The sequence below is a fragment of the Sulfuricurvum sp. genome, from assembly GCF_023250475.1.
In the GTDB taxonomy this organism is placed as follows: domain Bacteria; phylum Campylobacterota; class Campylobacteria; order Campylobacterales; family Sulfurimonadaceae; genus Sulfuricurvum.
Genome location: NZ_JAHFAQ010000025.1, coordinates 1 through 19,551 on the forward strand (window position 1 = coordinate 1; position 19,551 = coordinate 19,551).

Consider the following 19,551-nt stretch of genomic DNA (forward strand, 5'->3'; position numbering starts at 1 on the left):
TCCATCAGGCCGAAAAGCTTCTAAACCAATACATGCTTGAAGAAGCTCTTAAAGCCATCGGAGACTGTGATGTTGTGGTTTATCTTGCCCCCGCATCCGATAAAACCATCCATTATGAGAAGTTTTTGGAAATTAATTCCGATAAACGCAAACATATCATTGTTTTGAGTAAGATCGATCAAATTTCGCAAGCCGATTTACTTAAAAAAATCGGTGAGTATAACCGATTCAGTGACCATTTCCTTGCACTCATTCCAATGTCCGTCAATAAAAACGTCGGGAAAAAAGATCTACTCGATACCATTGTCAAACATCTTGATGAGTCCCCGTATCTGTATGATCCTGAAAATATTACGACCGAAATGGTACGTACCATCTATAAAGAATTTATACGTGAAGCCATTTTCGATAACATCAGCGATGAAATCCCCTATGAGTCGGATGTTATTATCGATAAAATTGATGAAGATGCCCCTGTTGAGCATATCCGCGCAACGATCATTGTCGAAAAAGATTCTCAAAAAGGTATTATTATCGGCAAGGGTGGTGCAGCCATCAAACGAATCGGTCAAAATGCACGTGAGAAAATTGAACGTTTAGCCTCAAAACCGGTTTATCTGGAACTGTTTGTCTCGGTCAAAAAAGGGTGGACGACCGATAAAAAATTTCTTAGCGACTTAGGATACGAATGGTAAAAATACTTCTCATTTCATTACTGTCGATGACGACACTTTTCTCATCGGATGTTCTTACGCTCTATAAAAGTGGAGGAAAAAAATTACTCGATCGGCAAATGAACACTCCCACCTATTGGACAGGATCTCTTTTTAACAAAGATCTCCGTTTCGGATATTTTGAGCGGACATTTTCTCTTCTGGCATGCAGTAAAGAAAAAGGGGTATTGGAGCTTTACACGCCGGATGCTCAAAAACGGTTTTCGCTTAAAAAACGCTACAGTGCTTTTACCGGTAAAAACGCCGGGGATAAAAGTGTTGCCGGAGATCTTAAAACACCGGTCGGTATTTATACTTTAATTGAGAAAAAAAGACGGGTTGATCCATTTTACGGACCAATGGCCTTTGTCACCTCTTATCCTAACTTATATGATCGTATCCGAGGTAAAAATGGGGCAGGAATCTGGGTTCACGGTGTCCCGTTGAGCGGAACACGTGATCCATTTACCAAAGGGTGCATTGCGATCAACAACAATGATCTCATCCAACTCGATCAAACGATCAATCCGTCCAATACGCTTTTAATAATCGATTCATCTTTAAAACAAGGGATTGAACCCTCTGCATATTCAGCGATATTAGCCGGATTGTATCAATGGAAATATGCATGGACCTATAATGATCTTGATGCCTATTTATCTGCCTATGACTCATCTTTTAAACGATTTGACGGGATGAGCTTTGCACAATTTAAAGCCTACAAAGAACGGATATTCAGTAAAAGCGAAACCAAAACGATCGCGTTGGACCATCTAAATATTATCCCTTATCCCGGTGAAAAGCGCAACCTTTTTTGGGTAACTTTTAATCAGCTCTACGTGAGTGACAGTCATAAATTTGAAGGAGAAAAATCACTTTTGGTCCGATTGAATGCCAATCAATCGATCTCGATTCTGACGGAAGAATAGCCCATGCGTTTTTCTTTTCTTCTCCCGTTTTTTCTTATTCCGTCTCTGTATTGCGCCCCATTTTCCCTTATTAAGAAAGAAACAGATACTTTAAATTCTCCGACATTACTGGTCATTGGCGGAATTCACGGCAATGAACCCGGCAGCTATTTCGCTGCAGCACTATTATCGCAGTATTATCAAATAAAACGGGGGAATCTTTGGGTTGTTCCTGATCTCAATCGCCCCAGTATCCAACAAAACAGCCGAGGAATTAACGGAGATATGAATCGAAAGTTCTCCGATATTGACCCGCAAGATGCCGATTTTCAAACGGTACAAGAGATTCAAAAAATCATGACGGAAAAACAAGTCGGACTCATTTTAAATCTACACGACGGTCACGGTTTTTATCGAAAAGAGCACCTTAATACTATTTTCAATCCTAATGCATGGGGACAAACTTGCGTCATTGATCAAGGCGCGCTTAATACCGAGCACCCGTACGGAAATTTAAATGCCATTGCTTCCAAAGTGAGCATTGAAATGAATAACGGTTTAATAGAGGATCATCATCTATTTGATGTACGCAATACCAATACCCGCTTCGACGATGAAGCGATGAGACATTCGCTAACCTATTTTGCCGTTTCCCATGACAAGCCGGCATTTGCCATTGAAACCAGTAAAAATTTACCGACTTTGCATCATAAAGTTTTTTATCAACTTCGGGCGATTGAATGCTATATGCGACTCATGGGAATAGAATTTGAGCGCTCTTTTGATTTAAATCTCGATTCGATACAACAATTACTTAAGAATAATAAATACTTAACAATTAATAATAATATTTATTTGGATTTACAGGATTTAAAAAACAGTTTAAGTTTTATTCCGCTACAATCAGACAGCAATGAGTTTAAGTTTGCCCATCCATTAGGGAGTATTCAAAAAAATAAAGAGCAGTATGACCTTTTTATCGGTAACCAGAAAATAAGTACTCTCATTCCGAGTTATCATCCAAAAGAGGTTTGTTCTGAACCCGTTTGTGTTATAGTGGACGGAAAAAGAAACTATATGCCGTTTGCTACACATTTTTTTGCAACTGCCGATTTTAAGGTAGTTAACAACGATTCTAATATGCGCGTTAATATCATCGGCTTTACCCAAAAAGGGATAAAGGATGAAAGCAACGTATCGGTAGAATTAAACGATTTGGATTCAAAATACTCTATCGACACTTCTAATAAGAGTTATCGGATAGAGTTTTACCAGCAAAACCGCTTTTGCGGAATGGTTCTTGTACATTTTAATTAGGATAGAGGATGAATAAAAGTAAACAACAGACCTATTCAACCATCGTATCGGCAAATCCTTATAAAGGTGATTATTATGGTGGTTCGCTCAATACAATAACCAGTACCCTTTCTCCATCTTTTTCAAAAGAGCAATACACTATCTCTTTTGTAAATACAAAAGGATTTATCTCAACTCTTATCGGAATCAGTAAAAATATCCCCGAAACCGATGTATACGATGTATTAGAAAATAAAGTTTACGAAGAACTTGCGCTGGATATGGCTGTTGAGTACCAGATCAAATACATTGAAGCCGTTCATAAAAGTACAGAGGGAGATCGCTTCTTTCATGTCTTTGTTGTTGACCCATTAACCCTTGAACAAGATTTTGCAAAAGTTGTTGAGACGATCAAATACATTGATCAAATCGTCCCTGTTCCTTTATTGCTCAAATCCCTCTATGTAAAAGAGCTGATTGACTCCTCCGATGTACACTGTTTTATCTATTTCCAAGAAAACGACGCATTTTTTACTATCTATAACGAACAAGAATTTATATATGCCAAATCGCTAAAATTTTCGCTTAAACAAATGCATGAACGTTTTTGTGAACTTTTAGGTGAACAAATCGACCTCTTTGCCTTTGAAAAAATGCTTTCAGAAGAGGGATTAAACACATCAAATCCAAATTATCAAAAAAACCTCATTAAACTTTTCGGTGAAATTTTTCTCCATATCAGCGATGTTATTACTTATGCCAAAAGAGCTTATGAAATCAAAAAATTTGATGAAATTTACATCGGTACAAGCTCGGGAAAAGTTCTTGGATTGGATGAATATGCGCAGACCTATTTAGGACTAAAAGCGACCCCTTTTGATTTCAACTACGGCTTTAATACCAATGGCCAAAAAGTGGACCAAATTCATCAACTGATGCATCTTTATGGACAACTCGAAAAAAATGAACGGTATGAGTGTAACTTTACAATATTTCATCGCCCTCCCCCTTTCGCCAAACGTGATAGCGGTAAACTGATTCTTGTCGGTGCCGCATCTTTAGCAGCAGCGCTTCTGTACCCAAGCGTATACTGGGGGCTCTCATACATTGAAGAGTTTCGCCATGCCATGTTAACGAAAGAATATGAGCAAGTGCATAGTGAAAAAATAAATCGGGAATCTATCGTCAACCTTAAATTGGCTAACAAAAAAGCGGCGCAAGTATTATTGGATGAGCAAAAGAATGCGTACAAACAAAAACAGGATACATTAGTCAAAATACATGATAAAAAAGTAAATTATCCGATGAAAGCTAAGATCATGGCCGATTTTACCCGAAGTTTCAATCAATATCGGGTACAACTGCAGACCGTTTCGTATGCAGAAGATATCAATGATACCAAAACATTTACCTTTGGGCTAACCTCATCCAGCACACAAGACATTACAGCCCTTCTCAAACATCTGACCGATATTCAACGGAACCAGTACGATTTTCATCTAGAACTTATTTCGTACAATGAAGATCAAAAAGCTTTCCTTAGTGAACTTAAGGCGGTTATCAAATGAAATTCCAAATTGAAAACTACCTTTATACGTTAGATCAATCATTATCGACGAAAAGCGATCGTGACAAAATGATGCTGTTTATTATTATTTTTGCCTCTTTATTTGCTTTTTCCTATTTGTTGCTCTGGGAAAGTTCTGAAGCAAGTTTCAAAGTTTCTCATGAAAAAGCACTCAAGGTTGAAACCGATCTGAATAGGGACAAACTGTACCTCTCCGCCAATCCTCCTGAAAAAATTACTCAAATTGAGCAGGAAACTGTCGAAATTGAGCGTCAGCATACTCTTTATATCCAATATAATACCTATATTAAAGAACAGCTGGAACAAGTTTCTTCTTTATATTATGATGAAAAGGTTTGGGGATCATATCTTGATTCTATTTCCCGATATGCACGTGATTATAAAGTGAAATTAACCAAATTCGGCAATAAACTGCAAACCGACAATAGTTCATTCGGACATGTTTTGGATATCACTATTTCATCCGAAGGACCCTATAAAAATACTTTGAAGTTTATTAATGCGCTTGAACAAAGTTATCTTGTCGTTGATTTGCATAACCTCCATATCGTTGCCGATGAAAAACTTAAAGGGGATCTCAATATCTCAGTATGGGGGATCGTAAGACAATGAAAAAGCATTTGTTTATAGGGTTTTTAAGTATGATGTCACTTCATGCTGCCATACAGAGCATTTCTCCGAGCGTGACAGTCGTTACACAGCCAAACGAAGATAAAGAGTTAGCATGGGTAGATGAGCAGATACGTGCTATTCTTCCGGCAAGGGTCGGTATACCGGAAGGATTCATCAACTCCCTGCATGATCCGATGAAAATGAAAAAACCAACTCCTATTGTAAAACCAGGTTCCAATCTTCTTGCTCCGCCTAAATTGGGAAGCAGCATGGGAATATTGACTCAGCCGAAAGTCATAGAAGAACCGCTGCGACTTCTTGCCATAATGAATAAATCCGTTCTCATAAGCGGTAAATGGTACAAAATAGGTGAAAGTGTCCGTAATTTCACTCTCGCTGAGATCAAATCGAATTCTGTTTTATTAGCCGGAAAAAAAGATCAAAAACTAATTTTGTTTTTAACGAAACAAAATAATAATATTAAAATCATCACTAAATAGGAAAGTATCATGACATCTGTAATTAAACACCATGCACGAGCGTTTATGTTATCCGTTGCGACAGCTGCCCTGCTATCCCCTGCGTTGCAGGCAGATTGTACCTATGAACTTTTCAATATCTCTTCCGTCAAAGGGACCAGTGTCGGTGATTTTGTCGACCAACTGAGCGAAGAGTGCGGAATGAGTATCGTGGTGACCGATGAACAGGCCGAAGAAATTCTGAAAAAACCGATGAACAAAACTTTTTTGAAAAATTTAACCATTAATGAAGTACTCGATTTAATCATTAAAGAGAACAATCTCCAATATACGTTGCAAAACAATGTCCTGAAAGTTTCTTATCTTACCACTAAAACCTATCAACTCGACTACATTATCGGAGAGCGCAAAGGTGAAGGAAGCACCAATATACGCTTAAGTTCCAATACGGGAAGTACTGCAGGACAAACGCCATCAGCAGGAGGAACACAAAGCTCCTCAGGAACCGGTACGTCTTCGGAATCGGGAACCAATATCTCCTCAAAAGATGAAGTCAAATTTTGGAATGAGTTAGACTCAGAGATTAAAAATATCCTCAGCCGCCCGGAAGATGATTACCGACAAAAGCAACCTTCTTTGGCAACAGACAGTAAAGATAAAAGTGTACAAAACACTGATGATATTCATAACGTGTATATCAACAAAGCAGCCGGATTGATTACCGTTACAGCGACGGGAAAACAAATACAGCGTCTGGACAAATACATCGAAGATTTGCAGAAAAAAATGCAGACCCAAGTGATGATTGACGTTAAAATGTACAGCGTCGTTTTTTCTGATGGCAGTACGACCGGTATCGATTGGTCACAGCTGTATGCACTGCAGAATATTGATCTCGGCTTTAACCAATATAATACCCATAACATTTCAACGTTTACAGGATCAAGCTCTAGTAGTGGCAGTGGTAGTAGCAGTAACATCATTTCTCCTATTACAGCCGTTACCGGACTATCTAACAGTGATATGAGTATTTTTCAGATAGGAGCCAAAGGGCATCTGGGAGAAGTATTGAAGTTTTTAAAAACGCAGGGGGATGTATATGCTATCTCTAATCCTAAAATATTAACCCTGAATAATCAACCGGCTCTCATTACGTCAGGAACGGAACTGTTCTATAAAACCAAAAGTTCATCCACCCTGGCAGGTGGTTCTACAGGGACAACAACGCAAGAAGAAGTTGTGAGTTCCGTTTTTTCAGGAGTATTGCTCGATATTACCCCTGAAATTTCGAATGACGGCAGTATTACCCTCCGTATTAACCCTTCAATTTCGGATGTTGCAAGCCAACTTTCCACCGATAATTCGACACGTTCTATGCCGCCGGATTTAAGTCGCCGCCAAATTTCATCCGTTGTTACCGTAAAAGATGGAAGTACTATTATTATGGGTGGACTCATCAATACTAAAAATGACATATCTTCCAATAAAGTTCCCCTCTTAGGTGATATTCCCGGTCTCGGTTGGTTATTCAAACATGAAGGTGTTACCAAAAAAACCGAAGAAATGGTACTTGTCATTGAACCCCATATTGTAAAAAAAGATGGTTCTAATTTGAAAATATCGGATTTAGGCTATACCCATATCGGAACAGCTATTGAAAAAGAGACTATTGAAAAAACTGAACTGGCAAAAAAACAACAAGTAGAAGTAAGCGAACTAAAAGAGGATATCAAATAACGGATGGAGAATTCTCTTTTCTCGAAACCGCGGGATCTGTTTTTGGACGTTGTCAATGCCAAAGACTATGTCCAAATTGACAGTGTCTCTCATATGTATCAATCGCTCAAAAACTCTGTACAAAAACCCCTGAAAATGATTCTTTTGTTTGGCAAACCCGGGACGGGGAAAAGTATGTTATTACATAAACTTCACCATGACCTCTCCAAACATCAAAAAGTATTGATGTTTGACATTCCTATTGTTGACGAAGATGACTTTCTCCGTGTCTTAGCACAAAGGATTTTCGGTCACTCTCCGCGAGAAGTGATGACCCTCACCCGATTTTTGGAGATTGCCGAAGCGGTTTCATATCCTGAAGTCCCCATCGTCCTTCTGGATGAAGCACAGCTCTACAGCTCTTCGCTCATGGAAAAAATTCGTCTTATTTCCGATGCACGCGCCATTAAGTTTGTCATTACCCTTCACAAAACCGATAAAGAAGATGTTATTGCAAAAGAGCATTTCCAAACACGGATTTGGGAAAGCATTGAACTTCAGAACGCTACCGCGGAAGAGCTCAAAGTGTACATACAAAAAAAATTGCTCAAAGCTAACTGTTTTGATGTTGCCAATATGTTCAACGACAAAAATATGAAATTGATCACGGCCCTGACAAAAGGGAACTACCGGGAAACGAATAAATTATTATTCTCTCTTTTTACCCTTTATTGCTGGTACGAAGAAAACCATTCTGCCCTCATTAAATATAATGCTCTCAAATCAAAATGGATTGAAATGGCAGCAATTCATACAGGACTCATCCGTGCTTGATATCCACAAATTAGAGCGCCGCTGGTTTAAATATAAAGTAAAATCATACGCACCTTATATTATTGGACTGTTCGTATTTTTTTTGGTTCTCATCGTAATCACTCCCAAGATGAAAGATTCAGATAAAACAGAACAAATTGTTTCATCTGAAAACCAAAAATCCTCCGATGCAAAAATGGCGAATAAAGAATCTTCCAATATTCTCGAACCTTCTATGGAATTCCTTCAATCCTTTCAAACCTCAACACCTCTAACCGTAACACCTGCGGCTATTATTCCAAAGAGTGTTCAATCCCCACGAGAATCAATTCCCGTCCCAAAAGTCTTAAACGTCCCTGATTCCTCTACCCTTAAAATTCCTGCATCCTCCCCATCTTTATCAAGCGATAAAACTATTTCCCTCAATCGCAATGATTCAAAGCTTGATATTGATAGCATTGAGCGCCGTTTTAAAGAGACATCGAACTCTAATCTCGGGTTATTCATAGCCAGGTACCATTACGATCACGGCAACTACAGTGACGCCTATAATTTTGCACTCAAAACCAATAGTATCAATAATAAAATTGATGAGAGCTGGATTATTTTTTCAAAATCGTTAGTTAAACTCGGCAGGGTGGAGCAAGCTAAAAAAACGTTGCAGCTTTATATTTCGGAATCAAACTCCGATGCCGCACGTTCATTGCTCGAGTCGATTGAGCAGGGGACATTTAAATGAAATATCTACTTTTTGCAGCTCTTTTGTTCGTACTGCCGCTAGCGGCAGACAATAAACAAAAACTATTTACTCTGTATCAGCAAGGTGAATATCTTAGCGCCTGCAACCTTGGGCTTAAAGGGTTTACCTATTTTAAAGATGATGAGGCCTATGTATCTTTGTATGCTTTCTCATGTCTTAAAGCGGATGTGATCGATCGTTTATCTATTCCGATAACGGTACTTAATCAATCCAAAGAATCTCGTGCCAATGCTTCTTATTTTTCTCTAATCTTGATACAAAAAAAGCTTCTTATACAAGCTTTATACGATAACAAGCCGATTAAAAATCTCAAATTTCCCACCAGCGAATACGTACTCTCTAAAATATTTGATTTTTATCTCAAAGATCCACAGCAAGGTCAATCGATTAAAGAGTATACCGACCCCTCAAATATCCGTTTAAGCTATAAACTCTACACTACCGTATTTAATGGACGCAAAAGCATCGCTATAGATGAATACTATGATAAAATATTGACCCTTCACCACGTATATTAAAAAGGACAAAGAGTATGGACCGCATCACCCATGATTTATTAGAAAAGCGCCATATCTCTCAACAACAAATTGATCGCCTTACCTCCAGAGGGGTTCAAGATGATACTATTTTGGAAACTCTCACCAAAGTAGGTGCCATATCCCTTAATTTTATCAAGCGTTTTATCGTTGAACAGATTCGTCTGGGACGCTACGAACTTTCCATTATCAAAAACTATCATTTTTTAGATGAAGCCTCGATATTAATCCATCTTGCCGAAGTTATTGAAGCTCCTTTTATGGATCTAGACTCCATTGATATGGATTATCGCCTTATAGAAAAAATACCGACAACACAGCTTAAACGCTACAATGCCCTCCCTATCTCACAAGATGATATGTATGTCGTCGTTGCCTTCGCTGATCCTCTTAATCTTGAAGCACAAGAATCTATACAGCGTCTTTTTCCTCGAAAATCACTCAAAATCGCTGTTGCCACCGAAAAACAGATTCAAGCCTATTTGTTCAAAATGGAACTCAAAGACAGTGTTAAAGAACTCGTCACCAATATCCGTAACGAACTGCGTAACATCGGAACCATCGAAGAACAACAAGAGGCTTCTTCCATATTACAGCTTATTGATGTTATCCTCAAAGCATGTATTAAAGGGCGTGCCAGCGATATACATATCGAGCCTACGGAGAGAAACTGTGTTGTACGCGGAAGAATTGACGGTAAGTTAACGGAAGTATTTATTTTTGACCGAGATATTTATCCTCCGTTAGCATCACGTATCAAACTTTTAGCCAATTTGGATATTGCCGAACGCCGCAAACCGCAAGATGGCCGTTTCTCAGCCATAGTCATGGATGCAGAATTTGATTTCCGACTCTCGACTCTCCCCATTATTTACGGAGAGTCCATTGTTATGCGTATATTGGACAAAACCAAAGCGCTGGTCAAACTCGAAGATTCCGGAATGGATTCGGAAAGTTACAAAAAATTAATCAAAGGGCTTCAATCCCCTTTTGGAATCATTCTGGTTACCGGCCCTACCGGAAGCGGTAAAACAACGACTCTTTACGGTGCGCTTAATGAACTTCGTAACGTCGAAGACAAAGTGATTACCGTTGAAGATCCGGTTGAGTATCGTATGAATCTGATTCAACAGGTGCAAGTCAATCCGAAAGTCGGACTCTCTTTTGCCGATGCACTTCGCTCCATTCTCCGTCAAGACCCCGATAAAATTATGATCGGGGAAATTCGTGACCATGAAACACTCGAAATTGCGATTAAAGCCGCGCTTACCGGTCACTTGGTTATTTCAACCCTACACACTAATGATGCTATCAGCGCCATTCCCCGCATGTCGGATATGGGAATCGAACCTTATCTTATCAGCGGAGCCCTGGTTGCAATACAGGCACAACGGCTCGTACGGAGAATTTGCACCCATTGTAAAAAAGAGGTCGATATTCCCCAAACATTACTGCAAGAATACAGTTCCCTCATTCCTCCGCATACGGTTTTCTATGAAGGAGCCGGATGCAAAGAGTGCAACGGATCAGGATACATGGGACGGGAAATGATTTGTGAAGTTCTCCCGATTACGGAAGAACTCTCCAGTATGATTGCCCGAAGTGCTTCAAAAGACGATCTTTTAAAAGAAGCAAAACGGGAAGGATTTGTCGGAATGTTTGAAAACGGGATGGCCAAAGCTGTCCACGGGATAACAACGTTAGATGAGATTTTAAGGGTGGCCAAAGGATGAAGTATTTTATAGCGACTGTCCTCACCAAAGGAAAAAAGAGTGATCAAGGTTTTTATGCCGAAACTAAAAAAGAAGCCCACTATTTAGCAAAAATAAAATATTCAGGGATGGTTTTAAAAGTCATCGAAGCCTCGCCCCCTCTTGAAGATCAGTTACGACGTTTTAAAGAGTCTCTTTTTAGCAATATTCGAAAAAAGAAACTCAAACAAGACTCTCTAATCGCATCCATTCGACAACTCGCCGTTATGGCCAATGCCGGAATATCAATCCACGATTCGCTCCGAGAAATTGCCGATGCCACAACCGATAAAACATTGCAAACCGTTTTAGGGACAATGGCCGAAGATATTAATGCGGGGCGCAGCCTCTCTCAATCAGCCCATAATTTTAGTTACGAACTCGGAAATCTCTCATTAGCAATGATTGAACTGGGTGAAAAAACGGGAAATATGGCTGAATCCCTTCATAAACTTGCGGATATGCTCGAAGAGATTCGTCGCAATATCATCAAATTTAAAAAAGCGATGGCCTATCCCCGAAACGTCATGATCGCGATGGCAATCGCTTTTACCGTCCTTATCTCCTATGTTGTTCCTCAATTCAAAACCATTTTTGAGCAACTTGGGGCAGAGCTCCCGCTGCCAACAAAAATTCTTCTATTTTTAGAACATTTATTTAATACGTATGGCATATATGTGTTAGCCGGTATTTTTATTTTTATTTTTACTTTTCGATACATGCTCAATCATAATCGTGAATTTAGGTATAAATGGCACCAATTTTTACTCAAAACCTATCTTATTAAAAACATCATCATGTATGCTACGTTGAACCGTTTTACCTTGGTATTCTCTGAGCTGGTTCGTGCCGGAATTCCGATAGCGGAAGCATTGGAAACCTCCATTGCGATGATCGATTCGCTCCCTTTGCAAGAAAAACTTTTAACCGTACGCCAAACCGTGGAAAAGGGGGGATCTCTTAATAACGGATTGGCAGAAACAAAACTTTTTGAAAATATGATTATTCAGATGATCTCTGCCGGAGAATCGAGTGGCCAGCTTGATGCCATGCTGCAAAAGGTGATGGAGTATTATAAAATGAAGTTCGACGCGATCATTGACGGCCTCTCTGAAGCGGTTGAACCTATTATGCTTTTGTTGATTGCCTGCATGGTTGTCTTGCTGGCATTGGGTATTTTCTTACCGATGTGGGAAATGGGGAATGCCGTACAAGGGCGCCGCTAAAAAGAGGTTTTTTTAAGCCTCTTCACTTGAACACTTCGCAACTAAAGCCGCATACATTTCATCTTTAGGTATTAATCCTGCCTCAAATAAAAATTGGGAGGGGACGAAATTGGTTTTTTTGATTTTGTCATACTTCGCATAGCTCAAAAAAAGGCGGTCTTTTGCCCGCGTCACAGAGACATAAAAGAGCCGTCTCTCTTCTTCGATACTTCCGCTTCGGCTCATCAGTTTACGATTCGGAAACCGACCGTCCATCAAATCGATTACATAAACTTCTTGATATTCCAACCCTTTTGAGGCATGGATACTCAGCAGATGTACCCCTTCTCCTTGCGTCAAATCCTGAGACCCTAACACCATTGCATTTAAAAAACGCTCATGATCTTTGTAGGGACGGGAAAGTTCGAATAAAATCGTACATTTTCGACGGATTCTCTCTTGTGATTCAGACTTTGCCTTCTCATCGATCGAACCGTTCTCCGTCATGGCACGACGATGGGACAAGTGCTCAATAACATGTCCGTACAAGCTTGAGAGAGCTATTTTTTGAACCGCGGCTTTTGGCTCTTTAATATCCCGTAATTGACGAAAAAGGGTAAACAGATCGTGTAAAAAAGTGGCCGAATCTTTGGAGAGCTTCGCGTGTTTTAAAATCGGGTTACCCATAAAATTGGGATCAAATCCCAGTTTTGCAAATCTTCCTGCACTCCCCAGCTCCGCATAATCATCAAAGAGTCCCAACTGATGGTTCAATCGCCGTTTTTCAAACGGATTGGATATCTGCGAATCAGGAGAATACAATCCTCGGACAAAAGAGCCGTTCCCCAGTTTTTGCAAGGCAACGAAAAGCTCTTTGGCGATGGCACTCCCTACCCCTTTGGCGTAATCAAAGAGATGGATAAATGCCATCATATCCGACTCATTAACCAACAATGTATACATATCCAAAAGGGCTTTGATCTCTTTGGAATCAAAAAAGCTGGTTCCGCCTCGACGACGGCACGGTATCCCCATTTCACGCAACGTCGCTTCTATCCCATCCGCCGAAGCGTTGTTCCGAAAAATGACCGCGATCTCTTCACGATTGGTAGAGGAATCCCCGATTTTTTGGGCAATCCCGTGATACTGATCAAACAGCTCATCATAAATAAGCAATGCGGGGCTTTGCGCCTCGTGGTCGCGCGTTACTTCAAGGGCTTTGGGATAGATTCGCTCATTGTAGGCGATAACCGTGTTGGCAAGCGAGAGGATCGGTATCGTAGAACGGTAATTTTTGTTGAGGGTATAGACCTCGGCATCGGGAAAATTGGTCGTAAACGAACCGATGATAGAGATATCGGCACCGTTAAAGGCATAGATACTCTGATCATAATCTCCGACACAAAAGAGCGATGGGGGACGCATAGCGTTGATCAGTGTCCCCTGCAGAGCATTCGTATCTTGGTACTCGTCGATCAATACCTCTTTGTACCCCAAATCGCTCTCCAATGCCAAAGCACGCATATGAAGCAGTAAGTCATTGAAATTGACAAAGCCGTACTCTTTTTTCAACGCTTCGAACTCATCGATAATATCGGCATAGATGGCCGCATACACCGCATGTTCATCCTGACGGGTCAGAATCCACTCTTCAAAATTGACATTCATCTCAGTATTTTGATAAAACGAATAGACATCATAAAGATAATTGGCACCATAGGCCGAAGTCGCGCAGTCAATGTGGCTGAAGGTTCGTTTCTCATAGACGCTTCGAAAAAGGGTTTTAAGTTCACGCGGCTGTTTGAGAACCACTTTCCCCTCTTTGCGTTTAAGCCATCGGTAGCTTACCGCATGAAACGTCCCCGCATCGATCTTCGAAGCAATCTCACGACCGAAAAAGGCCGCTACCCGCTCTACCATCTCTGCAGCAGCTTTATTGGTAAACGTCAGAAGCAATATCTCTTCGGGTTTAACCTTTTGGGAGATCAGATAGGCGATGCGCCCCACTATCGTAGAGGTTTTTCCCGTACCTGCCGAAGCGATAATAAGATTATGTCCATAAGGGGCAGTTGCGGCAGTATATTGCTGATCGTTGAGACGCGAGAGAGGCAAGAGGCTCCTTAAAGCCCCTTAACGTAGGAGCTAAACTATGATTTAAATTTTTTAATCGGTTCGGCTAGACCGAGACCGGGGTGATTTTTCACATCTAATACCGCTTGTGCCATAGTCGCGTTGTCTTGATTAAAAATAAGCGGAGCTAGGAAGTTGATACACGATTCATCGAGCGGATCTTGAATAACTGCGATATTATATACCACTACGTTTGAATCTTCGTTAATGTCGAGTAAAACTCGAATCGAGGTAGGTAGATCAAAAGAGTACTCACGCAGTAAATACGGGTTCACGATTGTAAAACTAATATTGCTTCCGTCACAACTTTTAAGAGTGGCAAACATCTCATCGATTTCGTTTAACTCTACCTTGGTTACTTGATCAAATCCTAATATCGTTGACTTAACTTCGTATTGCATTTTTTATCCTTTTTTCAAGATGGTTCTGCTTTTTTAGCAAAATTATTCTACCACACAATTATGATAAATAACATTTTTTTATTACATTTTGTTATTTCAGACTAAATAACTTTCCGTATTCACTGCAAAACATTAAGCATCAGTGATTTAAGCAATTACCGTTCCTCAAAAATTTGATATAATTCGCCCATATTTTCCAATCAAGGCCTATTTATGTCCGCTACCCACTACGATCCAAAAAATATTGAAGAAACCTACTACCCTATTTGGGAAAAGCGAGGCTATTTTGAGATCGACGGGAATCAAGCCATTGCAAAACCGGATAAACATTTCGCCATTATGATGCCTCCGCCGAATGTTACCGGTCGACTTCATATCGGACATTCCCTCACTTTTACCCTCCAAGATATCATCGTTCGTTACAAACGGATGGATGGGTACATGACACTATGGCAGCCGGGAACCGACCATGCGGGAATTGCTACCCAAAATGTCGTCGAAAAACAGCTCCTTGCTGAGGGGAAAACCAAAGAAGAACTTGGACGCGAAGCCTTTTTAGCGCGGGTTTGGGAATGGAAAGAGGAGAGCGGCGGAATAATGGTTGGACAACTCCGTAAACTCGGTGTTTCTCCTGCATGGAGCCGCGAACGCTTTACGATGGATGAGGGGCTAAAATCTTCCGTTAAAGAGGCATTTGTTCACCTCTACAATCAAAACCTCATCGTACGCGGTAACTATATGGTTAACTGGTGTACCCATGACGGTGCTTTGAGCGACATCGAAGTGGAACACGAAGAGCATCAGGGAAATTTCTACCATATGCGCTACCAATTCAGTGACGGCAGCGGTCATATCGTCGTTGCGACGACTCGTCCAGAAACTTATTTCGGCGATACCGCGATCATGGTACATCCTGATGATGAGCGCTATCTTCATCTCATCGGTAAAAGTGTTACCTTACCGCTCATCAAGCGCGATATCAAAATCATTGCCGATAGCCATGTTGATCGTGATTTCGGGACGGGTGTTGTTAAAGTCACCCCAGCCCATGATACAAACGACTACGAAGTGGGCAAACGCCACGATCTCGAATTCATCACCGTATTTGATGAAAAAGGGATATTGAATCACCATGCCGGAGAGTTTGAGGGGCTAGAGCGTCTCGAAGCACGCGCGGTAATCGTCAAACGTCTCGAAGAATCAGGATTTATCGAGAAAATCGAAGAGCATACCCACCAAGTGGGGCATTGTTACCGTTGTAAAAATATCGTAGAGCCGTACATCTCGAAACAGTGGTTTGTCCGCAAAGAGGTAGCCCGCGGTTCCATCGATAAGACCAATGACGGGCTGACCCAGTTTTTCCCGCCGCATTGGATCAACAGCTACAATTCATGGATGGGCGAGCTACGCGACTGGTGTATCTCCCGTCAGCTTTGGTGGGGACATCGCATCCCTGTATTTTATTGCGGTGATTGCGGCCATGAATGGGCAAGTCTTGAAGAACATCCTGAGAGCTGTCCCCATTGTGCGAGCAAAACCTTCACCCAAGACCCTGACGTTCTTGACACATGGTTCAGTTCAGCCCTTTGGCCGTTCTCGACTCTCGGTTGGGGCAACGGGGATACGGCACAAGATCAGCTCTTCCAAAACGAAGACATGGCCCGCTTTTATCCAAACACCCTCCTTATCACAGGATTTGACATCCTCTTTTTCTGGGTTGCCCGTATGATGATGATGGGAGAGAGTTTTACGGGTGAGCTGCCATTTAATCACATCTACCTTCACGCATTGGTACGCGATGAACACGGTCAAAAAATGTCAAAATCCAAAGGGAACGTCATCGACCCACTCGATATGGTCGAAAAGTACAGTGCCGATGCGCTTCGCTTTACGCTGGCCGTCCTTGCCGTTCAGGGACGTGATATCCGTCTCAGTAACGACCGGCTTGAGCAAAGCCGCAACTTTACCAACAAACTCTTCAATGCGTCAAAATTCTTGCAAATGAATGTACCGACATTTAAAGATTTAGCCGATCAAGAGATCACGACTCCTTTGGGACGGTATATGCTCAGTCGTTTCCATCGTGCAACGGCAGAGACGAGAGCATTCTTGGACGAATATCGTTTTAACGATGCGGCGACGGTACTCTATCGCTTCTTGTGGAACGAATTCTGCGACTGGGGTATTGAGCTGGGCAAAGCGTCCAAAGAGAGCGTCAACGAGCTGGGAAGTATCTTCAAAGAGTCAATGAAACTCCTCCATCCGTTCATGCCGTTTATCACCGAATACCTCTACCATGAACTCTCAGGGACGACGCTCGAAGAGGGTAATTCGATTATGGTTATGCCATACCCCGAAGAGGTTACGGTCGACGAAGCTATCGAAGCGGAATTTGCGATCATCATGGATGCCATCGTCACAATCCGCCGTGCTAAAACCCTCGTTGATTTAGGGAACCAGAAAATCGATCTCGCCTACCTCAAATGCGGCGGCGATCAAGCCATGATGGAACCGTTTATCGTGCGCTTGGCCAAAGTGGAAACCCTCCACTTTACCGACTCTAAAATCGACAATGCGATCAGCGACATCGGGGATGCTGTCGAAGTCTATCTTCCGACCGATGCCATCGACCTAAGCCCGATTATAGAGCGTCTTACCAAACAGCGTGAAAAACTCCAAAAAGAGGCGGATAAGCTCAAGGGTATGCTCTCTAATGAGCGTTTTGTCGCCAATGCTCCCGAAGCTGTTATTACTGAAAATCGTAACGGACTTGCCGATGCCGAAGATAAAATTTCTAAAATTGACGCTCAACTTAGCGCGTTAGGAAACTAATTGCAATTTCGGGAACTCTCCGCATCCGAGCTTGTTGAGGGATTTGCCCTCCTTACAACTCTTCGACCGGAACTTACAGCCGATCAATTTGATGCTTTTATCACTTCGCAATACCCAAAAGACTACCGCCCTATCGGTGCATATGAACGGGGAGAGTTACAAATTTACGCGGGAGTGAGTATACGAGAAAATTTAGATTTGGGACGCCATCTTATCATCGATGATTTTGCAGTCTACGAAGGGTATGAGGCTAAAAGCAGTGAAATGATCGATTATTTAGGCGATTATGCCAAAATACACAAATGCGAAAGTATTTTAGTGTGGGGAAAACAGAGGGGACTTTCTATTGATGATTTGAGAGGATTCCGCCCCAAACGGGACGGGTTTATCAAAACCTTTTAATTATTCTTCGATTCCTTCGATTTCAACAACCAGTTTCACTTCATCACCGACGACTACCCCGCCCGCTTCAATCGCTTTGTTCCAGTTGAGTCCGAAATCTTTTCGGTTAACCGAACCGGTCAATACGAATCCTGAGCGTTGATTTCCCCACGGATCTTGGACGACTCCACCCAAATCAATAGCAAGAACCACTTTTTTTGTAACACCGTGAATACTAAGGTTCCCTGTCATCTTGGTTTTCGTCGCACTGCTCATAACGAAGGTAATATCTCCGAAATTTGCCGCATCAAAAAAATCGGCACTGCGCAAATGATCGTCCCGCTTAGCAATACCGGTATCGACGGAATCCGTTTTGATCGTACCGCTGAGAGCTTTAAACTGCCCTTTCTCCAAATCATACGTACCTGAGAAATTTCCGAACTTTCCGGTTACGGTACTGATCATCATATGCTTGACTTTAAACCCTACGTTCGAATGGGAAGGATCGACTTTATACATTGATGCCGAGGCAACCCCCGCACTCATCAACAATCCGCACAAAACCGTTGCAAAAAAACTTTGTTTCATCGAGAATCCTTTAGAGTTAATCTGGGAACATTGTAAGCTATTTTTATCAATAGATTATTAATTTAATATAAATGGACGATTTTTTTAATATTTAAAACAGCGCATCCCTCTAAACCCTTTCAAAACTTCTCTTGGTTATACTTTTATATCATTATACAAAGGCTTATCATGCAATTATGCGTCGCACTTGATCTACCGAGTCAGGAAGAAAATTTAGCCCTCGTTGAGCAACTGAAAGCGTACCCGATTTGGCTCAAAGTGGGTCTTCGTTCCTATATCCGAGACGGTAAACCTTTTATCGATGCAATCAAAACAATCAATCCCGAATTTAAAATTTTTCTTGATCTTAAACTCTATGACATCCCAAATACCATGGCCGATGCTGCTGAATCGATCATGTCTCTGGGTGTCGATATGTTCAATGTCCACGCCTCCGCAGGACGCAAGGCAATGCATGAAGTAATGAAACGCCTCGAGGCGTATGAAAACCGCCCGCTCGTCCTTGCCGTTACTGCCCTCACCTCATTTGAAGAGGGTGAATTCAGCCACGTTTACGGAAAAACCATCTCCACCAAAGCCGACCAATTTGCCAAAGATGCTTATGAAGCAGGATTGGACGGAGTCGTATGCAGCGCCTATGAGAGTTCATCGATCAAATCACTCACGTCGGGTACCTTTGTCACTCTTACTCCCGGAATCCGTCCTTTCGGCGAAGATGCCGGTGATCAAGAACGTGTTGCTACGATTGAAATCGCACGGGATGAAAAAGTTGACTTTATCGTTGTCGGCCGCCCCATCTACAAAGCCTCCAATCCTGCTGAAGTGGTTGAAAAAATCCTCGC

Annotated in this window: 18 protein-coding genes; 15 read left to right on the plus strand and 3 right to left on the minus strand. The window is 41.5% G+C overall.

The window, feature by feature from the left end:
• The 12 genes from era to Q0C19_RS04055 all read left to right on the plus strand — a co-directional run.
• Positions 1–695, plus strand: a 695-nt coding sequence (era, locus tag Q0C19_RS04000; protein ID WP_295053004.1) for a GTPase Era, incomplete at its 5' end; no start/stop codon positions are given.
• The gene (locus Q0C19_RS04005; RefSeq protein WP_295053006.1) at positions 689–1,642 is read left to right on the plus strand and encodes a L,D-transpeptidase family protein; all 954 of its coding nucleotides are present in this window, start codon (positions 689–691) and stop codon (positions 1,640–1,642) included. The genes era and Q0C19_RS04005, both read left to right, overlap by 7 nt.
• A gap of 3 nt (positions 1,643–1,645) precedes the next feature.
• Positions 1,646–2,938, plus strand: coding sequence for a M99 family carboxypeptidase catalytic domain-containing protein (locus tag Q0C19_RS04010; RefSeq protein WP_295053007.1), 1,293 nt, complete (start codon positions 1,646–1,648; stop codon positions 2,936–2,938).
• 8 nt (positions 2,939–2,946) lie between these two features.
• The gene (locus tag Q0C19_RS04015) at positions 2,947–4,485 is read left to right on the plus strand and encodes a hypothetical protein (RefSeq protein ID WP_295053009.1); all 1,539 of its coding nucleotides are present in this window, start codon (positions 2,947–2,949) and stop codon (positions 4,483–4,485) included.
• On the plus strand, positions 4,482–5,117 hold the full coding sequence (locus tag Q0C19_RS04020) for a hypothetical protein (RefSeq protein ID WP_295053011.1): 636 nt from the start codon (positions 4,482–4,484) through the stop codon (positions 5,115–5,117). Before Q0C19_RS04015 ends, Q0C19_RS04020 begins: the two co-directional genes overlap by 4 nt.
• Before the next feature lie 29 nt (positions 5,118–5,146).
• Positions 5,147–5,617, plus strand: a complete 471-nt coding sequence (locus Q0C19_RS04025; RefSeq protein ID WP_295053013.1) for a hypothetical protein — start codon at positions 5,147–5,149, stop codon at positions 5,615–5,617.
• A gap of 9 nt (positions 5,618–5,626) precedes the next feature.
• Positions 5,627–7,333, plus strand: a complete 1,707-nt coding sequence (gene mshL, locus Q0C19_RS04030; RefSeq protein WP_295053015.1) for a pilus (MSHA type) biogenesis protein MshL — start codon at positions 5,627–5,629, stop codon at positions 7,331–7,333.
• A 3-nt stretch (positions 7,334–7,336) separates the two neighbouring features.
• Positions 7,337–8,146: an ATP-binding protein gene (locus Q0C19_RS04035; protein ID WP_295053017.1), complete on the plus strand. Its 810-nt coding sequence runs from the start codon at positions 7,337–7,339 to the stop codon at positions 8,144–8,146.
• 109 nt (positions 8,147–8,255) lie between these two features.
• Positions 8,256–8,864 (plus strand): hypothetical protein, encoded by a 609-nt coding sequence (locus Q0C19_RS04040; RefSeq protein WP_295053019.1) that lies wholly within the window; start codon positions 8,256–8,258, stop codon positions 8,862–8,864.
• A complete protein-coding gene (locus Q0C19_RS04045) occupies positions 8,861–9,403 on the plus strand; it encodes a hypothetical protein (RefSeq protein ID WP_295053021.1) in 543 nt (180 codons plus the stop codon). Before Q0C19_RS04040 ends, Q0C19_RS04045 begins: the two co-directional genes overlap by 4 nt.
• Positions 9,404–9,417: 14 nt before the next feature.
• Positions 9,418–11,154 carry a GspE/PulE family protein gene (locus tag Q0C19_RS04050; RefSeq protein WP_295053022.1) on the plus strand — a complete coding sequence of 579 codons (1,737 nt, stop codon included), beginning with the start codon at positions 9,418–9,420 and terminating at the stop codon, positions 11,152–11,154.
• Positions 11,151–12,398, plus strand: coding sequence for a type II secretion system F family protein (locus Q0C19_RS04055; protein ID WP_295053024.1), 1,248 nt, complete (start codon positions 11,151–11,153; stop codon positions 12,396–12,398). Before Q0C19_RS04050 ends, Q0C19_RS04055 begins: the two co-directional genes overlap by 4 nt.
• A 12-nt stretch (positions 12,399–12,410) precedes the next feature.
• On the opposite strand, the gene Q0C19_RS04060 is transcribed toward Q0C19_RS04055, so the two are convergent.
• Positions 12,411–14,489: an ATP-dependent helicase gene (locus Q0C19_RS04060; protein ID WP_295053026.1), complete on the minus strand. Its 2,079-nt coding sequence runs from the start codon at positions 14,487–14,489 to the stop codon at positions 12,411–12,413.
• A gap of 35 nt (positions 14,490–14,524) precedes the next feature.
• Positions 14,525–14,908, minus strand: coding sequence for a flagellar assembly protein FliW (fliW, locus tag Q0C19_RS04065; protein WP_295053028.1), 384 nt, complete (start codon positions 14,906–14,908; stop codon positions 14,525–14,527).
• 213 nt (positions 14,909–15,121) lie between these two features.
• On the opposite strand from fliW, the gene Q0C19_RS04070 reads away from it, so the two are divergent.
• On the plus strand, positions 15,122–17,740 hold the full coding sequence (locus tag Q0C19_RS04070) for a valine--tRNA ligase (protein WP_295053030.1): 2,619 nt from the start codon (positions 15,122–15,124) through the stop codon (positions 17,738–17,740).
• On the plus strand, positions 17,741–18,142 hold the full coding sequence (locus tag Q0C19_RS04075) for a hypothetical protein (protein WP_295053032.1): 402 nt from the start codon (positions 17,741–17,743) through the stop codon (positions 18,140–18,142).
• Here Q0C19_RS04075 and Q0C19_RS04080 read toward each other — a convergent pair whose 3' ends face one another.
• Complete coding sequence (locus Q0C19_RS04080) at positions 18,143–18,709, minus strand: YceI family protein (protein WP_295053033.1); 567 nt, start codon at positions 18,707–18,709, stop codon at positions 18,143–18,145. It abuts the gene before it with no gap.
• Between the two features lie 168 nt (positions 18,710–18,877).
• Here Q0C19_RS04080 and pyrF point away from each other — a divergent pair.
• Positions 18,878–19,551 (plus strand): orotidine-5'-phosphate decarboxylase (gene pyrF / locus Q0C19_RS04085; RefSeq protein WP_295053036.1); only part of this gene is annotated, 674 nt, incomplete at its 3' end.